The following is a 16,296-nucleotide window of genomic DNA, read 5'->3' as shown; positions in this document are numbered from 1 at the left end:
GCGGTCACTCGTCGATGAGGCTGGTGCTGTCGGAGAACTGGGCCAGCCGGAAGACCACGAACTCCGCCGGCTTGACCGGGCACACCCCGATCTCGCACACGACCCGGCCCTGGTCGATCGACTCCGGCGGGTTGTTGTCGCGGTCGCACTTGACGTAGAAGGCCTCGTCCGCGGTACGGCCGAACAGCGCGCCCCGGCGCCACTCCTCGGTGAGGAAGGCCGTGACGTTGCGGCGGATGCTGGACCACAGCCGGTCGTCGTTGGGCTCGAAGACCACCCACTGGGTGCCCAGCAGGATGGACTCCTCCAGGTAGTTGAACAGCCGGCGCACGTTCAGGTAGCGCCAGGCCGGGTCCGAGGACAGCGTCCGCGCGCCCCACACCCGGATGCCGCGGCCGGGGAAGGCCCGTACGCAGTTGACGCCGATCGGGTTGAGCAGGTCCTGCTCGCCCTTGCTGAGCCGGATCTCCAGGTCGACCGCGCCGCGGATCACCTCGTTGGCCGGCGCCTTGTGCACCCCGCGCTCGGCGTCGTTGCGCGCCCACACCCCGGCGACATGGCCGCTCGGCGGGATCGTGGTGTTGTGGCCGACGGCCGGGTCGAAGACCCGCACCCACGGGTAGTAGAGGGCGGCGTGCCGGGAGTCGTAGCCGGCCTCGTCGTTGCGCCAGGTGCGGACCGCCTGCGCCGACAGGCCCGGCGGGGTGTCGAGGACGGCGACCCGGTCGCCCATCTGCTCGCAGTGCGCGATCACCGCGAGCTGCACGGTCCGTACGCCCTCGGCGTCGATCGCGCCGCGCTCGTAGGCGCTCATCAGGTCCGGCACCGCGACCATGGTGATCTCGTCGATCGTCTCCAGGCCGCCGAAGCCGGTGCGCTCGGCGATGTCGCCGACGTATTCGGCCGGGGAGAGCCGCGCCACCGCGCCGGAACCGGCGCCGGAGCCCGCGGCCGGGCCGTCCGGCACCGCCGTCGTGCCGTTCGCGGGCCGGCTCGGGGCGGCGCCGCGCTTCTCGGCGACCTCGACGAGCTGCGAGCCGCGGGCCTGCGTGACCAGGTAGGCGCGGACGTTCTTGCGGGTCGAGGCGTCGTAGGTCTCCACGACCTGGTCGCCCTGCCGGACCAGCACCCGGAAGCGGTCCTCGGCGGGGCTGTCGCCCTCGGCGTCGGCGACCTCCACGGACACGCCCGTCACACCGGGCCGGGCGGTGACGAGGAAGCCGCCGAGCTCCACCGGCTGCGCCGCCCCGGCGTCCTTGCCTGCGCCGCTCCGGGCCGCGCCGGCGGCGGAGGCGTCACCGCCGATGCGCACGACGTAGGCGGCGCCGCCGCCGTTGAGGAAGTAGCCGTAGACCGCGTGGGCCAGATAGGTGCCCTCGGTGAAGCCGCCGAAGAGCTGCGCGTACTGGTCCCAGCTGGTCACCAGCGTCGGCGCGTGGAAGGGGCCCCGCTCGGCGAACCCGACGAACGCGGCGACCGCGGTCCCGACGCCCTCGATCGGCCGGGCCCCGGACTGCACCTCCTCCACGTACACACCCGGGGTGAGGTACGTCGCCATACTCGCTCCTTCGCGTCCATACGGGGTGCCCCGGCGGGCCGGGGAGACCTCGCGGCCGGTTGCCGTCCGTCAGCGAGTGTGTGGCGGGGGCACGGGAGTTGACCATGGCCCCGGGGCCCTGGCAGGGGGCAGGGCCACTGCCTTTTGCGGACCCGCCAAGACCGCGCCAAGACCGCGCCGGGACCCGCGCCGGCAGCGCGCCCGGACCCCGGCGGATCGCGCGGGTCGCGCGTCGGCCCGCGCCCGGACCCCCGCACCCCGGCAGGGGCTACGCGGCCTCGTCGACGTCCATCGCGCTCGCACCCGCCGCGCCGCCCGCGTCGCCCGCCGCGTCCCGCACCGCGAGCTCGTTGACGATCCGCCCGAAGGTCACCGGGTCGCGCCCGGTCGCCTGGTCGCGCGTGTAGCCGAACGCGCTCATCCAGGGGCCGCCCTGCTCGGTCCGCCGCCCCTTGCCGTGCAGGTAGGTCAGGATCGACTTCGCGGTGGCCGGCGAGAGCTTGCTGCCGCCGGCCCGCATCGCGGCGGTCGCCGCCGCCCCGATCTGCAGGTACATCTCCTCCTCGAAGTACCTGCGCTGCTTGGCCCGGTCGGCGCCGACCTCGTCGTCGTCGACCATCGCGCCGTGCACGATCAGCGCCCATTCCTGGAGCTGGTCGACGATCTCCGCCTCCTTGCGCAGCTCCTCCGCGGCGGCTGCGGCGAACTCCGCGCGCTGCTCGGCGGTGACGTTGCTGGGCATGAGGTCGGCCGGCCGCAGCGAGGGGTAGACGACCTCGGCGACATACGGCCGGGTGCCCCAGCCGGCGCCCATCTTGTCCCGGATGTGGCCCCTGCTGTCGCGCGCGGTGATGTCGAACCACGCCTGCTCCTGGTGGTGGTCGTCGAAGACCACCAGGTCGGGGCGGGTGTGGCCGTGGGTGACCTGGGTGCTGATCGTCCAGCCGGCCGGCAGGTGGCTCCTGACCTCGTCGAGCCGGGCGGTCGTCAGCGCCTCGACCGCGTAGCCGAACGCGGTGTAGAGGAAGGCCGTCTGGGTCCGCTCGCTGTCGATGAAGGCGGCGAAGACCTTGTGCCAGCGCGTGACGTAGCCGTTGTTGGGCACGTTCACCAGCTCGGGCCGGGCCAGGATGTCGGCCGCGGCCGACTCGACCAGGTTGCCCAGCGCGGTGCCGAACGCGTTGAGAGTGTCGCCCTGCTGGAGGTACCACTCGACGGACCGCTGCACGGGCGCGTCCTCGGCGTACTGCCGCCCTTCTCCTCCGGCCGCGTGCTCGTCGCGCTGTACGGGCGCCGGGCCCGCGAGGACGCGGCGGGCGTTGGCCTCGGCGGCGCGCTCGAAGCGGTCGCCGGGGTCGCTGACCCGCAGCCCGTCGCCGCGGTCGGTGCCGGCCACCGGGCCCGAGCGCTGCTGCACCACATGGGTCAGCTCATGGGCGAGGGTGTGCCGGTCCAGGCCGCCGGCGCCGGCGACGATGTGGTGGCCGCTGGTGTACGCGCGGGCGCCCAGGTCCGCGGCGGAGCGCTGCGCGGCGCTGTCGGTGTGCACCCGGACGTCGCCGAAGTCGGCGCCGAGCCGGGACTCCATCTCGGTGCGCAGCCCGGCGCCCAGCGGGACGCCGGGGGAGCGCAGCACGTCCTGGACGGCCGCGCGCTGCACGCCGGGGCCCGCGGGCCGCCGGGAGACCATCCGGCTGACGGCGGCGTTGCCGGCGCTGCGCTGGAGGGCCCGCAGGTCGCGCGCGGGCGGCGCTACCCCGGCGGGCCGGGCGGCGGGTCGGGCGGGTGCGGCGGTCGCTCTGCGCGCGGCCCGGTCCGTGGCCTGCGCCGGGTCGGATGCGTGGTCTCGCGCGTGCATCGGCTCCTCCTCCGCGTGACCGCCCGCTGTCACCGCCCCGAACGTGCCACCGGCGCGGGGGCGTCCGCAAGGGCCGTACGGACACGGCGGTGACACCGCGGATGCCCCGGGAGGGCACCGGGGCCCGGCCCCGGGGCCGGTGCGGCCGGTGCGGCCGGGTGGTCCGCGCGGCTCACAGGTCGGCCGGGTCCGGGAGCCACGGGCCGAACTCGCCGTCCAGGACGAGCCGGCCGAGCTTGCGGTACTCCTGGCCGATCGCCGTCACCACCTGGCGCATCGTCAGCGGCGCGTCCGCCGCCGCCGCGAGGTAGGCCGCGGTCACCGCGCACGCGCGGATGGAGCCGCCGGCCAGCTCGAAGCGGTCGGCGCAGAAGTCCAGGTCCAGGTCGGCGGCGCGGGGCAGCCGCGGGCCCAGGCACCGCTCCCACAGGGCGCGGCGGTGGCCGGCGTCGGGCACGGGGAAGTCGGCGACGACGTCCAGCCGGCGGGTGAACGCCTCGTCCAGGTTGGCCCGCAGGTTGGTGGTCAGGACGGCGATGCCGTCGAAGGACTCCATGCGCTGGAGCAGGTACGCCGACTCGATGTTGGCGTGCCGGTCGTGCGCGTCCTTGACCTCGGAGCGCTTGCCGAAGATGGCGTCGGCCTCGTCGAAGAGCAGCACCGCGTTGACGGCGGCGGCCTCGGTGAAGATGCGCTCCAGGTTCTTCTCGGTCTCCCCCACGTATTTGTCGACGACGGTCGACAGGTCCACGACGTAGAGGTCCATGCCGAGGTCCGCGGCGACGACCTCGGCGGACATGGTCTTGCCGGTGCCGGACTCGCCGGAGAAGAGCGCGATGACGCCGCGTCCGCGCCCGCCGCCGGGCCGCATCCCCCACTGGCCGAGCACCTGGTCGCGGTGCCGGGCGCGCAGCGCCAGCTCCCGCAGCCGCCGGTGGGTGGCCGGCGGGAGGACCAGGTCGTCCCACCCGACGCCGGGCTCGATCCGCCGCGCCAGCCGGTCCAGCGCGGCGCCGTTCTGCGCCCGTACCGCCGCCCGCAGGTCGTCCGCGCCGACCGCCCGCCCGTCGAGCCCCGCGGTCCGTACGGCGACGTCCGCGGCCCGCCGTACCTGCCGGGCGTCGAGCCGGTGCGCGGCGACGGCGCCGGCGAGGTCGGCGGCGGGCGCGGGGGCGCCGGCGGCTGCGGCGGCGCGGGTGAGGGCGTGGGCCCAGCGGGCGGTCCGGCGTTCCGGGGCGGGCGGCGGGACGGCCAGCACGACGGGGCTGTCGGCCGCCCACGCCGGGTCCCAGTCGGCGGCGCAATGGGTGAGCAGCGGGATGCCGCGCAGGGCGGCGCACAACTCGCCGAGCGCCCTGGCGCGTTCCGCGGGCGCCGCGGGCAGCGCCTCCAGCGGCCCGAGGACGACCCCGGCGCCGGTGAGCCGGGCCTCGCGCGCGGCGGTACGGGCCAGGTCCGGCACGTCCGCGGGGCGCCGGGCCAGCGCGGCGGCGTCCAGGACCAGTGGGCGCAGGCCCGCGTGCCGCAGCGCGGCGACGGCCAGGCCCTCCGCGTCGCCGCCCCGGCTGCGCAGGTGGACCGGCCCCGTACCGCCGCGGGCCGCGCCCGCCGCCCGGCGCAGCTGTGCCGGCTCGGCCGTGGGGTCCTCCGCCGGCTCGGCGAGCACCGCCGCGAGGCGCGGGTCCGGGCGCGTGCCGCCCAGCAGATGCGCCGTCACCCGGTCGGGCACCACCAGCACCCGGGACAGCGGCGGCCGGTCCGGCTCGGTGACCTCCAGCAGCCCGCCGTCCACCAGCGGCGCGCCCGCGGCGAGCCGGAAGCGGGCGGCGGGCGCGGCGCCGAGTCCGCACAGCTCCAGGGCGAGGCCGACGGTGGGGCGGCGGCGGGTGAGGTCGTCGTTGAGGTAGCCGTAGAGCGCCTCGAAGCGGGCGTCCAGGTCGGGCGCGAGGGCGACGAGCAGCAGGTCCAGGTCCAGCGGGTCCAGCCCGAACCGCCCGGCCAGCTCCCCGAGCCCGGACCCGGCGGCCGGCTCCCAGCGCTCCGCCGCGCCGAGCCCGGAACCGAGCCCGGACCCGTGCCCGGCGTCGAGGATGCCCAGGGCCGCCTCGGGCGTCAGATACTGCCCCCGGTACGGGTCGTCCGGGTCGGGGTCCCCGGCCCGCCGCCCCTCGACGGCCCACCGCACCCGCCGCTCCAGCGCCCCGAGCCGGCCCCACAGCCCGAGCGGCCCGGCGTCGGCGTCCCCCGGGGACGTCCCCCCGGCGGCGTCACCGGCGACCGCCCCGGCATCGCCCGCAGCCGCCTCCCCCGCGTACGGCCCCACCGCCGCCCCGCCGCCCGCGGAAGCCTGCGCGGCAGTGCTCACGGCTGCCGCTCCCCGCGCCGGCGGCGGGCGGGGGCGGGGCCGCGGTCGCGGGGGCCGGCGAAGCCCTCGGGGCCGGGGTCGGAGACCTCGGTGTAGCGCAGCCGGCGGCCCTGCTCGGGGCCGGCGGTGTCGCGGCGGTCGGCCGAGCGCACCAGCAGGCCCTCCGTGACGGGCGGCGCGACGGCCTGCGTGATGCCGGCGAGCGGCGCCCGCACCCGGACGCCCACCGATGCCTTGAGCTCGCCGCCGAGTGCGGACCAGACGTCCGCGGCGGCCGGCGCGTCCATCGCGGTGCCGGCGGTGTCCATGCCGACCTGGAGGCCGAGTTCGGCGAGCGAGCCGCCGAGCAGCCGGGCGGGCAGCGTGTCCGTGGCGGTCAGGCAGGTGAGCACCTGGGTGAGCAGCCGGTGCTCGTCCTGCGGGCGGCTCGCCCACGCCGTGACGAGGTAGGTGAGGTCGAACCAGCGCGGCGGGGTGCGCCGCCCCACCACATGCCCGTCCTCGTCGTAGACCTCGCCGCCGCCGTTGCCGCGCCGGCTGACGTCCTCGCGGATGTCGTAGAGGAAGACGCACACCGTGGGCACGCTCCGCCGCGCCGCCCACTCCTTCGTCGGCGCGTCGAAGACCACGTCCACGCCCGATGCCTCGAAGCCGGACTCGCCGAGCAGCCGGCGCAGCCCTTCGTCGACGTCCTGGATCATCGGCGGGTCACCTCGTCCGGGGGCTGCACGCTGCCGCTGACCACCAGGAAGTCCGTGGTCACCGGGGAGAATCCGGGCCCGGCGGCGGTGATGACCCGCGGCCCGGTCTGGTCCTTGGCCAGGATGAGCAGCTGGCCGATGAACGTGCCGTCCCGCTTCGGCACGGTCGGCGCCGCGGCGGCGGTGATGCCGATGTTCCACGTGAAACGTACCGGTACGCCCGGCGGGAAGTCCTTGCCGCGCACCGAGGTGACAAAGCCGGGCCGGCCGATGTTCGGGACGGCGACGATCCGCGGCTGGAGGATGCGCAGCCGCTGCCGTGCGGTGTTGTCGCGGGGGTCCGCGTCCGTGCCGGTCGTGGTGAGCACCCCGGTCACATTCGCGGTCAGCGCCTTGTCGGGGCTCAGCACGACCCGGACGACGGTGCTGCCGCCCGGGTCGAGGTCGGGCAGCGCGCACTCCCAGGAGGCGGAGCAGCCCGGTGGCGGGGCGGCGTGCGGGATGCCCGCGGGCAGGCCGATCCGCAGCCGCAGCCCGGTCGCGAGGGCGTTGCGCCCGTTGCGCACGGTGTACGTCACGACGACCCGGCCGCCGACGTAACCGGGGTTCGGCTGCGCGGTGATCCGCACGCCGGGCCCGGCGGCCGGGGGCGGCGGGGGCGTGGGGGGCTTCGACGTCGGGGGAGGCGAGGTGGGCGGTGCCGTCGTGGGCGGCGGGCTGCTGGGCGGCGGCGAGGTGGGCGGGGGTGAGGTGGGCGGCGGGGTGGCCTCGACGACCGGTACGACGGTCTGCCCGGCGTTGTCCTCGGGCTGCGGGTCCTCCACCGTGCCGGTCACCGACCAGCCGAGCGGCGCGTCGCCCGGCACATCGCCGATGACCGTGACGCTCACCGTGACCGTGTCGCCCGGCGGCAGCACGCCGAGGTCGCACTGGAGCGCGGCCGGGTCGCACGTGCCGCCGGGCCAGGTGAGCCCGGTGACCCGTACGCCGGCGGGCGGCGCGACGGTCAGCCGGGTGCCGGGGGAGGCGGCCGGGCCGTGGTTGACGACATCGACCGGGATCGTCGCCGGCTCCCCCACGACGACCTGCGGGACGGTGCCGGGCGCCTGCACCGCGAGGTCCACCGACTGCTGCACGGACGGCTCCTTCTGCCGCCCCGGCAGGTCCGCGGTGATCGGCGTGACCGCGCCGGACGCCACGTCCAGCAGGTTGAGCTTCTCCGGGCTGTTGGCGGCGACCGCGGCGCGCGAGCTGAAGACCACGCCCGTCCCGTCGGCGGTCCACGCGGCGTCGCGCGGCTGGAAGGGGCCGGTCGCGGTGGTGTCGGGCAGCTGCCGCCCGCACGCGCCGGGCAGGCCGCGGGCGGCGGCGGGCAGCAGCACCGTGCAGCCGTCGCCGGCGGTGGAGATCTGGACCAGGCCGTTGCGTTCGTCGACCGCGCCGCCGCCGTTCTTGCGGTTGAAGACGATGCCGCGGCCGTCCGGCGAGAAGGCCGGGCTGTCGTCGATGACCGCGCAGCCGGCCGGGCAGTTGCCCGCGGTCAGGTCGTGCTGGGCGGTGAGGTCGGCCAGCGGCACGGTCCAGATGTGCTTGGCGCCGCCCTCGACGGCCGCGCCCCGGGTGAAGGCCAGCGTCGTGCCGTCCGGCGACCATGTGGGCTGCGCGTCCGCGCCCTGCACCTGGTCGGCCGGCGGGGTGATCTCGCCGGTGATGCGCCCGGTGGCGACATCGGCGATGAGGATACGGCTGGGGTGGCCGTCGCCGATGCCGCCGGGGGAGGTGCGGGTGAAGGCCAGCGACGTCCCGTCCGGCGAGAACGTCGGGTCGGTGTCCCAGTCGGTGGGGCCGCGGCCGTCGAGCGGCAGCACGGCCGGGTTCGCGCCGTCGGCGTCGACCGTCCAGATCCGCTCGACGCGCTGGTCGTCGAGCGTCTCGAAGCGGGTCACGACGATCCGCCGCCCGTCCGGCGTGTAGTTCTGCCGCTCGGTCCACGGGTCGTAGCCGGCCGCGGGGTGGAAGAGCGGGTCGTGCGTGGGGTCGGTGTCGGTGCTCGCGGCCGGGTCCTCCTCCAGCACGGTCAGGCCCAGGTCGCGCGGGTCGGTGCCGTCCGGGCGGATGTCCTGGAGCGTGGCGTCGCACTTGTTGGGCGCGGTGTCCCGCTCCACGACCGCCCCGCCGCCGTCCAGCGGGCCGAGCCAGGTGGGCGAGCCGACCTCGCGGTCCTCGCTGAGCACCAGCGAGGGGACGTCGGCGGACAGGGCCGTGGTACGGAAGACGTGGTCGTAGTCGCCCTGGCATTCGCAGGTGACCTCGGGGCTGAGGAAGAGCAGCCCGTCCCCGTCGGGCAACCACGCTGCCCCGTGGGCCCGCCACGCTGCCCGGTCGCCGCCGAGCAGCGGCTGGTCGGTGCCGTCACCGGTGAGCCTGAGGTGGGGTTGCGGCGCGGGGTCGGCGGCGGCTCCCTGCGTGGCGGCGGTCGCGGTGTAGGCGATGAGGTCGCGGTGCGCGGGGTCGTCCACCGGGTTCCACACCGGCTCGGTGGCCGCGCCGTTCGCCGGGTCGCTGACCCGGGTGGCGGCGCCGCCGGCGAGCGGGCGTACGTAGATCTGCGCCCCGGTCGCCGAATCGGCGTCGGCGGAGTACGCCAGCCGCTGCCCGTCCGGGGAGACCGTGGGGCTCTGCTCATTCACGGCCGGGGTGTCGGTGAGCCGGGTCAGGTCCGTGCCGTCGGTCCGTACGCTCCACAGGTCGCGCTCGGTCGCGCCGCCCGGGCCGCCGGGCTCGGCGGAGTCAAAGACGACGGTGCCGCCGTCGGGGGTCAGCCGGGGGTGCGCGGCGTCCCGGCCGCTGGTGAGCTTCAGGACCGAGCCGTCCGGGGAGCGCAGGTAGACCTGCGGTTTCGGCTCGTCCCTGCGGCTGGCGAAGACCAGCCGGTCGCCGAGCGCGGCCGGCTGCGTGTCGAAGTGCGCGGGCCCAGCGCCGAACAGCGGTGTGCTGGTGCTGGTGTCGTCACCGGCGACCGCGCCGAGGCTGCGGTGCTGCGTGCCCGCGTACGCGATCCGGTTCTCGGCGGCGACCGCGGCGACCGCCGCCCGCGGGGCGAGGGCGCGCCCGGAGGGGGTGCCGGCGTCGTGCTCGGCCGCGGCCGTCGCACCCAGCAGCGGGACCGTCAGCAGCAACGACAAGCCGAGTTTCCCCAGGCGGTACCTCCCGCCGGGGTCAGCAGGTCCGGTCACGTTCCCTCACAGTCGCCGCGGCGTACGGATGTGGCCCTGCCAGCCTGCGCCGTCGGCGGCGCCGGATGGCAGGGCGGCGGGTCCGTACCCGGGGGAAACGCGGCTGCGCTCCGGGGGTAGTGCCGGCTCACCGACCGTCGGAGCCGGTGGAGCCGGCAGGGCCGGCCGTGCCGTCAGATGAGCCCGTTGCGCAACGCGTAGCCCACGGCGTGCGCCCGGTTGCGCAGTTGCAGCCGGGTGGTCACCTCGTGCAGCACGTTCTTGACGGTCCGTTCGGAGTAGGCGGTCTTCCGGGCGATCTCCGCGGTGTCGAGGCCCTCCGACACCAGGCGCAGCATGTCCGCCTCGCGCGTGGACAGGGTGGACAGGGACAGCCCCTGCGGTTCGGGCGCGGAGCGGTGCAGGCTCGCCACATGCGTGAGGAGCTTGCCGAGCATGTCGCCCGGCAGCACGCCCTCGCCGTTGGCGATCGCCAGGACCAGGTGCAGCAGCCGGTCCTGGTCGGCCTCGGCGCGGCGCAGCACGGCTGCCACACCGCATTCGATGACGCGTTGCAGCGCGCCGGGCCCCAGCGACCCGGCGATCAGCCCGGTGCGGGTGGCGTTGTTGTGGCGCAGCCGCGCCAGCAGCGCGGCGACCTCGTCGTCGACGGTGTCGACCACCACCAGGGAGACCTGGGCCCGCTCGGCGTCGGCGGCGTCGAGCAGGTCGATCTCGGGGCGCTGGCGCAGTTGCTGCACGACGCCGACGCGCAGCACCAGGTCGGCGGCGTGGACGGCGACGGTCACACGGTCGGGGCGGGCGTCGGTTAAGGCGCGGTGTGCGGAGGCCGCGCGATTCGGTGCGGGTTCGTGTGACGCGGCTACGGACATGGTCAAGGGTTCTCCTTCGCACATGACGCCGGTGTGGTGCGTTCCACGAGTTCGTAGAAGTCCTGCGGGAATCGGGGGAGTTGGGGTCCAGGGGGAGTAGGGGCTGGGGTCGGGGGCAGGCGGCAAGGGGCATGCGCCACGAGGGCCGCGCGCATCCGGACGATTCGACGCACCACCTCCCGAGGGCACCAACAGCTCACAACGACACCATGGCTACCCAGACTTCCCGGGCATCACGACTGCCCGGCCGTTGCCCTCCGTGCGTCTCGTGACACACCCGGCCACCGGCCTAGCCTTCCGGCGTGACGCCTTCTGCAGCCTCTCCCGGTGCCTCCTCCGGCACCCCCGGCACCGGCGCGTCCGGCCTCGGCATCCCGGAGGTGACGGTCGTCCCCGGCAGCACCGCCACGACCACCCTGACCGTCCGCAACGACAGCGACATCGTCGAGGCGTACAGCCTGGAGGTCGCCGGCGACTGCGCGCCCTGGACGACCGTGGAGCCCGCGCGGGTCTCCCTCTACCCCGGCACCTCGGAGACGGTCGAGATCCGGCTGGCGCCGCCCCGCTCCCCCGAGGTGCGGGCAGGCGCGGTGCCCCTGGCGGTACGGGTGCTGCCCGCCGAGCACCCCGAGGCCGTACGGGTGCCCGAGACCACCGTGCACGTCGAGCAGTTCCACGAGCTGCGCACCGAGCTGGTGCCGCGGCGCCGGCACGGCTGGCTGCGCGGGCGCTACCGGCTGGCGGTGCGCAACCAGGGCAACGCGCCCGTGGAGACCGGCTGCACTCCCGGCCAGGCCGGCGACGAGCTGAAGTTCGCCTTCAGCCCGGCGCGCCGGACGCTGGAGCCGGGCGAGTCGGCGGACGTGCGGCTGCTGGTGCGGACGGGCCGGCCGCTGTGGTTCGGCAAGGCCGTGACCCGGCCCTTCACCGTGGACACCGCCGGGTACGCGCCGCTGACCGGGCCGGCCGCGTGGCTGGGGGCGCCGGTGACGGACGGCGGGGGGACGGGCGGCGGGGCCGGCTCCAGTTCGGGGTCCGGGGCCGGTTCCGGGTCGGCCGGCGGGGCGGCGGCGACGGCGGGTGCGGCCCCGGTGCCGGCCCAGCGCCGGGCCGCCGAGCTGGAGCGCACCCGGCTGGAGGAGAGCGCCTTCCGGCCGCCGCTGGACGGCGAGTTCGTGCAGATCCCGATCTTCCCGCGGTGGCTGCTCGCGGTGCTCGCCGCGCTGCTCGCCCTGCTGCTGGCGTGGTTCGCCCTGGTGCGCCCCGCGGTACGCAGCACCGCCAAGGCGGCGGCGAACAAGGTCGTCCACCCGCAGCCCTCCCCCGGCGAGCAGGGCCGGCAGACGCCGGGCACGACGGGCGGCGCGTCCCCGGGCACGCAGGGCTCCGGCACCCAGGCCGGGACCGGCGGCGCCGGGTCCGGCACGGGCGGCGGTACCGGCGGCTCAGTACCCGGCGCCCTCGGCGGCGGGGTGCAGAGCTCGCAGACCATCGACGTCCAGGCGTCCGGCGGCCAGACGAAGACCGGTACGTATCTGGTCCCGGCGGGCAGCGACTTCGGCGTCACCGACATCGTCGTCGCCAACTTCCAGGGCGACGAGGGGCTGATGACGATCACCTTCGGCGACCGCAAGATCACCACGATCGCCCTGGAGACCTTCCGCAACCAGGACTACCACTGGGTGACCCCGATCGACGTACCCCAGAACGCCGCGGTGACGATCGAGGTCACCTGCCAGAAGCCGGGCACCCCGGCGACCGGCAAGCAGGCCGCGGGGTGCCACGAGATCCTCAACGTCAGCGGTGTGCTGCGGACCCTCGCCACCAGCTGAAGCAGCAGCAGCGACCGACCGGGCCCGTAGGGTCGTTCAGCGGCCGTACGGGGAGTCCGCCGGGATCGTGCCGAGCCGGCCGGCCTGGAAGTCGTCGAAGGCCTGCGCCAGTTCGGCGTGGGTGTTCATCACGAACGGCCCGTACTGCATCATCGGCTCGCGGATCGGCTGGCCGCCGAGCAGCACGAACTCGAAGTGCTCCGAGCGCGAGTCCTGCGTGGCGTCGGCCCGGATCGTCAGCGCGGGCGCGGACTCCGGGTCGCCCTTGCCGAAGACGACGGCCTGCCCCATGCGGAAGGGCCGGCCCTCCGCGCCCGCCGAGCCGGAGCCGGCCAGGCCGTAGGCGAGGGCGTTGAAGTCGGTGCGCCACGGGATCGTGACCTCGGCGCCCGCGGTGAGCGAGACATGCGCCATGACGATCGGGGTGTGCGTCGCGCCCGGGCCGACATGCCCGCCGAGGTCGCCGGCGATGAGCCGGATGAGAGCGCCGCCGTCCGCCGAGGTGAGCAGCTTCAGCCCGGAGGCCCGCAGGTCCTGGTACTTCGGCGGCATCATCTTGTCCGACTTCGGCAGATTGACCCACAGCTGGAGCCCGTGGAAGAGGCCGCCGCTGAGCACCAGCGACTCCGGCGGCGTCTCGATGTGCAGCAGCCCGGAGCCGGCGGTCATCCACTGCGTGTCGCCGTTGGTGATCGTGCCGCCGCCGCCGTGCGAGTCCTGGTGGATGAAGGTGCCGTCCATGATGTACGTGACGGTCTCGAAGCCGCGGTGCGGGTGCCACGGGGTGCCCTTCGGCTCACCGGCCGCGTAGTCCACCTCGCCCATCTGGTCCATCAGGATGAACGGGTCGAGGTGCCGGTAGTCGATGCCGGCGAAGGCCCGGCGGACCGGGAAGCCCTCGCCCTCCAGCCCGCTGGGGGCGGTGGTCACGACGACGACCCGGCGGGAGTGCGCTCCTGCGGGCGCCGCGACCCGCGGCAGGGTGAGCGGGTTGTCTACGGTCACGGCGGGCATGGGGGGACCTCCTCGTGGACGTTGCGCTTCCAATGTAGTTGAACTCTGAACATCTCGCAACGCGTGACCATTCCCTCACCGCCCGCTGAGACCATTGCGGGGGCGGTGAGGGTGGTGTCACAGGAGGACCCGGCGGCTCCTCAGCCGTACGCCGGTCGCAGGGGCGCGCGCCCTCAGCCGTACATCCGGCGCATCGTGAAGTCGACCATCTGCTCGACCGCCTTCGCGTCGAAGACCATCCGGTGCTGGCCGTCGATGTCCAGGACAAAGCCGTAGCCGGTCGGCAGCAGGTCGAGCACCTCGGCGCCGGTGATCACGAAGTATTTGGACTCCTTGCCCGCGTAGCGCCGCAGCTCCTTGAGCGAGCTGAACATCGGGATGACCGGCTGCTGCGTGTCGTGCAGCGCCAGGAAGCCCGGGTTCTCGCCGCGCGGGCAGTAGACGCGGGAGGTGGCGAAGACCGCCTGGAAGTCCTCCGCCGACATCGAGCCGGTGGTGAAGGCGCGTACGGCGTCGGCGAGGGAGGGCGGGGAGGGCTCGGGGTAGCCGGACATCGGCGCCGCGCCGGGGTCGGCGTACCCGCCGGACATGGGCGCGCCGCCCGCGTCGGGGTAGCCGGGCATGGGCCCGGGACCGCCGAGGCCGCCAGGGCCCGGTCCCGGGCCGGGATTCACGCTCTGGTCGTAGCCGTACACGGCCCCTAGCGTAACCGGGAGACCCTTCCTACCGGCCGGGAACAGCGGGCGAAGGCCCGGCCGCCGGCCCGGTAGGGGGTGCGACCGCCGGGATCCGGCCACATCGGGCCGCCGGCGGTCGATCCGGTCACATCCCCCGGCCGGGGCTTGCGTCTTATTACTCACGGGTAGCATCATGTGGGGGACGTGATGTGACAAGCAGCAGCGATACGGAGCCGACGTCATGGGCCACTACAAGTCGAACCTCCGCGACATCGAGTTCAACCTCTTCGAGGTGCTCGGCCGCGACCAGCTGTACGGCACGGGCCCGTTCGCCGACATGGACGCCGACACGGCGCGCGACATCCTGGCCGAGCTGGCCCGGCTGGCGGAGAACGAGCTGGCGGAGTCCTTCGCCGACGCCGACCGCAACCCCCCGGTTTTCGACCCCGAGACGAACACCGCGCCGATCCCCGACACCTTCAAGAAGAGCTACGCGGCCTTCATGGACGCCGAGTACTGGCGGCTGGGCCTGCCCGAGGAGATCGGCGGCACCACCGCCCCGCGCTCCCTGATCTGGTCGTACGCGGAGCTGGTCCTCGGCTCCAACCCGGCGATCTGGATGTATTCGTCCGGCCCGGCCTTCGCCGGCATCCTCTACGACGAGGGCACCGAGCAGCAGCAGAAGATCGCCGCGCTCGCGGTCGAGAAGCAGTGGGGCTCCACGATGGTGCTCACCGAGCCGGACGCCGGCTCCGACGTCGGCGCCGGCCGCACCAAGGCGATCCGGCAGGACGACGGCAGCTGGCACATCGAGGGCGTCAAGCGCTTCATCACCTCGGGCGAGCACGACATGGCCGAGAACATCATCCACTACGTGCTGGCCCGCCCCGAGGGCGCCGGACCCGGCACCAAGGGCCTGTCGCTGTTCATGGTGCCCAAGTACGAGTTCGACTGGGAGACCGGCGAGCTCGGCGAGCGCAACGGCGTCTACGCCACCAACGTCGAGCACAAGATGGGCCTGAAGGCGTCCAACACGTGCGAGATGACCTTCGGCGACAAGCACCCCGCCAAGGGCTGGCTCATCGGCGAGAAGCACGACGGCATCCGGCAGATGTTCCGGATCATCGAGTTCGCCCGCATGATGGTCGGCACGAAGGCCATCGCGACGCTGTCCACCGGCTACCTCAACGCGCTGGAGTACGCCAAGGAGCGCGTCCAGGGCCCGGACCTCGCGCAGTTCACCGACAAGGCCGCGCCCAAGGTCACCATCACCCACCACCCCGACGTGCGCCGCTCCCTCATGACGCAGAAGGCGTACGCGGAGGGCATGCGCGCGCTGGTCCTCTACACCGCCTCCGTCCAGGACGCGATCCAGGTCGCCGAGGCGGCCGGCGAGGACACCACGCGGCTCAACGGCCTCAACGACCTGCTGCTGCCCATCGTCAAGGGCTACGGCTCGGAGAAGTCCTACGAGCAGCTGGCCCAGTCCCTGCAGACCTTCGGCGGCTCCGGCTACCTCCAGGAGTACCCGGTCGAGCAGTACATCCGGGACGCCAAGATCGACACGCTGTACGAGGGCACGACCGCGATCCAGGGCCAGGACTACTTCTTCCGCAAGATCGTCCGTGACCAGGGCCAGGCGCTGACCTCGCTGAGCGAGGAGATCAGGAAGTTCCTGGCCGAGGCGGCCGGCGGCGAGGAGCTGGCCGAGGCGCGCGAGCAGCTGGCCAAGGCGGCGGCCGACCTGGAGGGCATCGTCGGCACGATGCTCACGGATCTTTCCGCGACGCAGGAGGACGTCCGCTCGATCTACAAGGTGGGCCTCAACACGACGCGGCTGCTGCTCGCCTCCGGCGACGTGGTCGTGGCCTACCTGCTCCTCAAGGGCGCGGGCGTCGCCTTGGACAAGCTGCCCTCGGCGTCCCCGAAGGACACGGCCTTCTACCGGGGCAAGATCGCCGCGGCGAAGTTCTTCGCCACGACCGTCCTCCCGGCGGTGTCCGCGCAACGCGCGATCGCCGAGTCCGTCGACCTCGACGTGATGGACCTCCCGGAGGACGCGTTCTGACCCCGCTCCTACGGAGGACCGCCCTCCGCTTGTAGCGCCCTGACCTGCCGAAACGTCCCGCCTTCACCCTTTCGGGTGAGAGCGGGGCGTTTGGTTGTGGGTACGCTGATCGTGA

At 74.6% G+C, this 16,296-nt stretch carries 10 protein-coding genes; 2 read left to right on the top strand and 8 right to left on the bottom strand.

The genetic code is table 11. The features are described from left to right. Positions 1-4 precede the first annotated feature (4 nt). The 6 genes from HCN08_RS06720 to HCN08_RS06695 form a co-directional block, all read right to left on the bottom strand. Positions 5-1,558, bottom strand: a complete 1,554-nt coding sequence (locus tag HCN08_RS06720; protein ID WP_167981934.1) for a phage tail sheath family protein — start codon at positions 1,556-1,558, stop codon at positions 5-7. 268 nt (positions 1,559-1,826) lie between these two features. Further along, complete coding sequence (locus HCN08_RS06715; RefSeq protein ID WP_167981933.1) at positions 1,827-3,416, bottom strand: eCIS core domain-containing protein; 1,590 nt, start codon at positions 3,414-3,416, stop codon at positions 1,827-1,829. Between the two features lie 172 nt (positions 3,417-3,588). Continuing rightward, positions 3,589-5,634, bottom strand: coding sequence for an ATP-binding protein (locus tag HCN08_RS06710; protein ID WP_206318492.1), 2,046 nt, complete (start codon positions 5,632-5,634; stop codon positions 3,589-3,591). A 143-nt stretch (positions 5,635-5,777) separates the two neighbouring features. Beyond that, positions 5,778-6,482 carry a DUF4255 domain-containing protein gene (locus HCN08_RS06705; RefSeq protein ID WP_167981932.1) on the bottom strand — a complete coding sequence of 235 codons (705 nt, stop codon included), beginning with the start codon at positions 6,480-6,482 and terminating at the stop codon, positions 5,778-5,780. Then, positions 6,479-9,718, bottom strand: coding sequence for a DUF11 domain-containing protein (locus HCN08_RS06700; protein ID WP_167981931.1), 3,240 nt, complete (start codon positions 9,716-9,718; stop codon positions 6,479-6,481). The genes HCN08_RS06705 and HCN08_RS06700 overlap by 4 nt, the downstream gene beginning before the upstream one ends. 173 nt (positions 9,719-9,891) lie before the next feature. After that, on the bottom strand, positions 9,892-10,590 hold the full coding sequence (locus HCN08_RS06695) for a response regulator transcription factor (protein ID WP_167982070.1): 699 nt from the start codon (positions 10,588-10,590) through the stop codon (positions 9,892-9,894). A 380-nt stretch (positions 10,591-10,970) separates the two neighbouring features. Here HCN08_RS06695 and HCN08_RS06690 point away from each other — a divergent pair, with 380 nt between their 5' ends. Next, the gene (locus HCN08_RS06690) at positions 10,971-12,422 is read left to right on the top strand and encodes a COG1470 family protein (RefSeq protein WP_167982069.1); all 1,452 of its coding nucleotides are present in this window, start codon (positions 10,971-10,973) and stop codon (positions 12,420-12,422) included. 36 nt (positions 12,423-12,458) lie between these two features. Here HCN08_RS06690 and HCN08_RS06685 read toward each other — a convergent pair whose 3' ends face one another. Both HCN08_RS06685 and HCN08_RS06680 read right to left on the bottom strand, forming a co-directional pair. Further along, positions 12,459-13,436 (bottom strand): pirin family protein, encoded by a 978-nt coding sequence (locus tag HCN08_RS06685; RefSeq protein ID WP_167981930.1) that lies wholly within the window; start codon positions 13,434-13,436, stop codon positions 12,459-12,461. Positions 13,437-13,609: 173 nt separating this feature from the next. After that, positions 13,610-14,131, bottom strand: a complete 522-nt coding sequence (locus HCN08_RS06680) for an SseB family protein (RefSeq protein ID WP_407648690.1) — start codon at positions 14,129-14,131, stop codon at positions 13,610-13,612. A gap of 223 nt (positions 14,132-14,354) precedes the next feature. On the opposite strand from HCN08_RS06680, the gene HCN08_RS06675 reads away from it, so the two are divergent. Continuing rightward, the gene (locus HCN08_RS06675) at positions 14,355-16,181 is read left to right on the top strand and encodes an acyl-CoA dehydrogenase (protein WP_167981929.1); all 1,827 of its coding nucleotides are present in this window, start codon (positions 14,355-14,357) and stop codon (positions 16,179-16,181) included. The last annotated feature ends 115 nt before the right edge of the window (positions 16,182-16,296 follow it).

It is taken from the genome of Actinacidiphila epipremni (genome assembly GCF_012034175.1).
Classification (GTDB): domain Bacteria; phylum Actinomycetota; class Actinomycetes; order Streptomycetales; family Streptomycetaceae; genus Actinacidiphila; species Actinacidiphila epipremni.
Note: the sequence above shows the minus strand (reverse complement) of the source record. Positions and strands in the feature narration are given on the sequence as shown.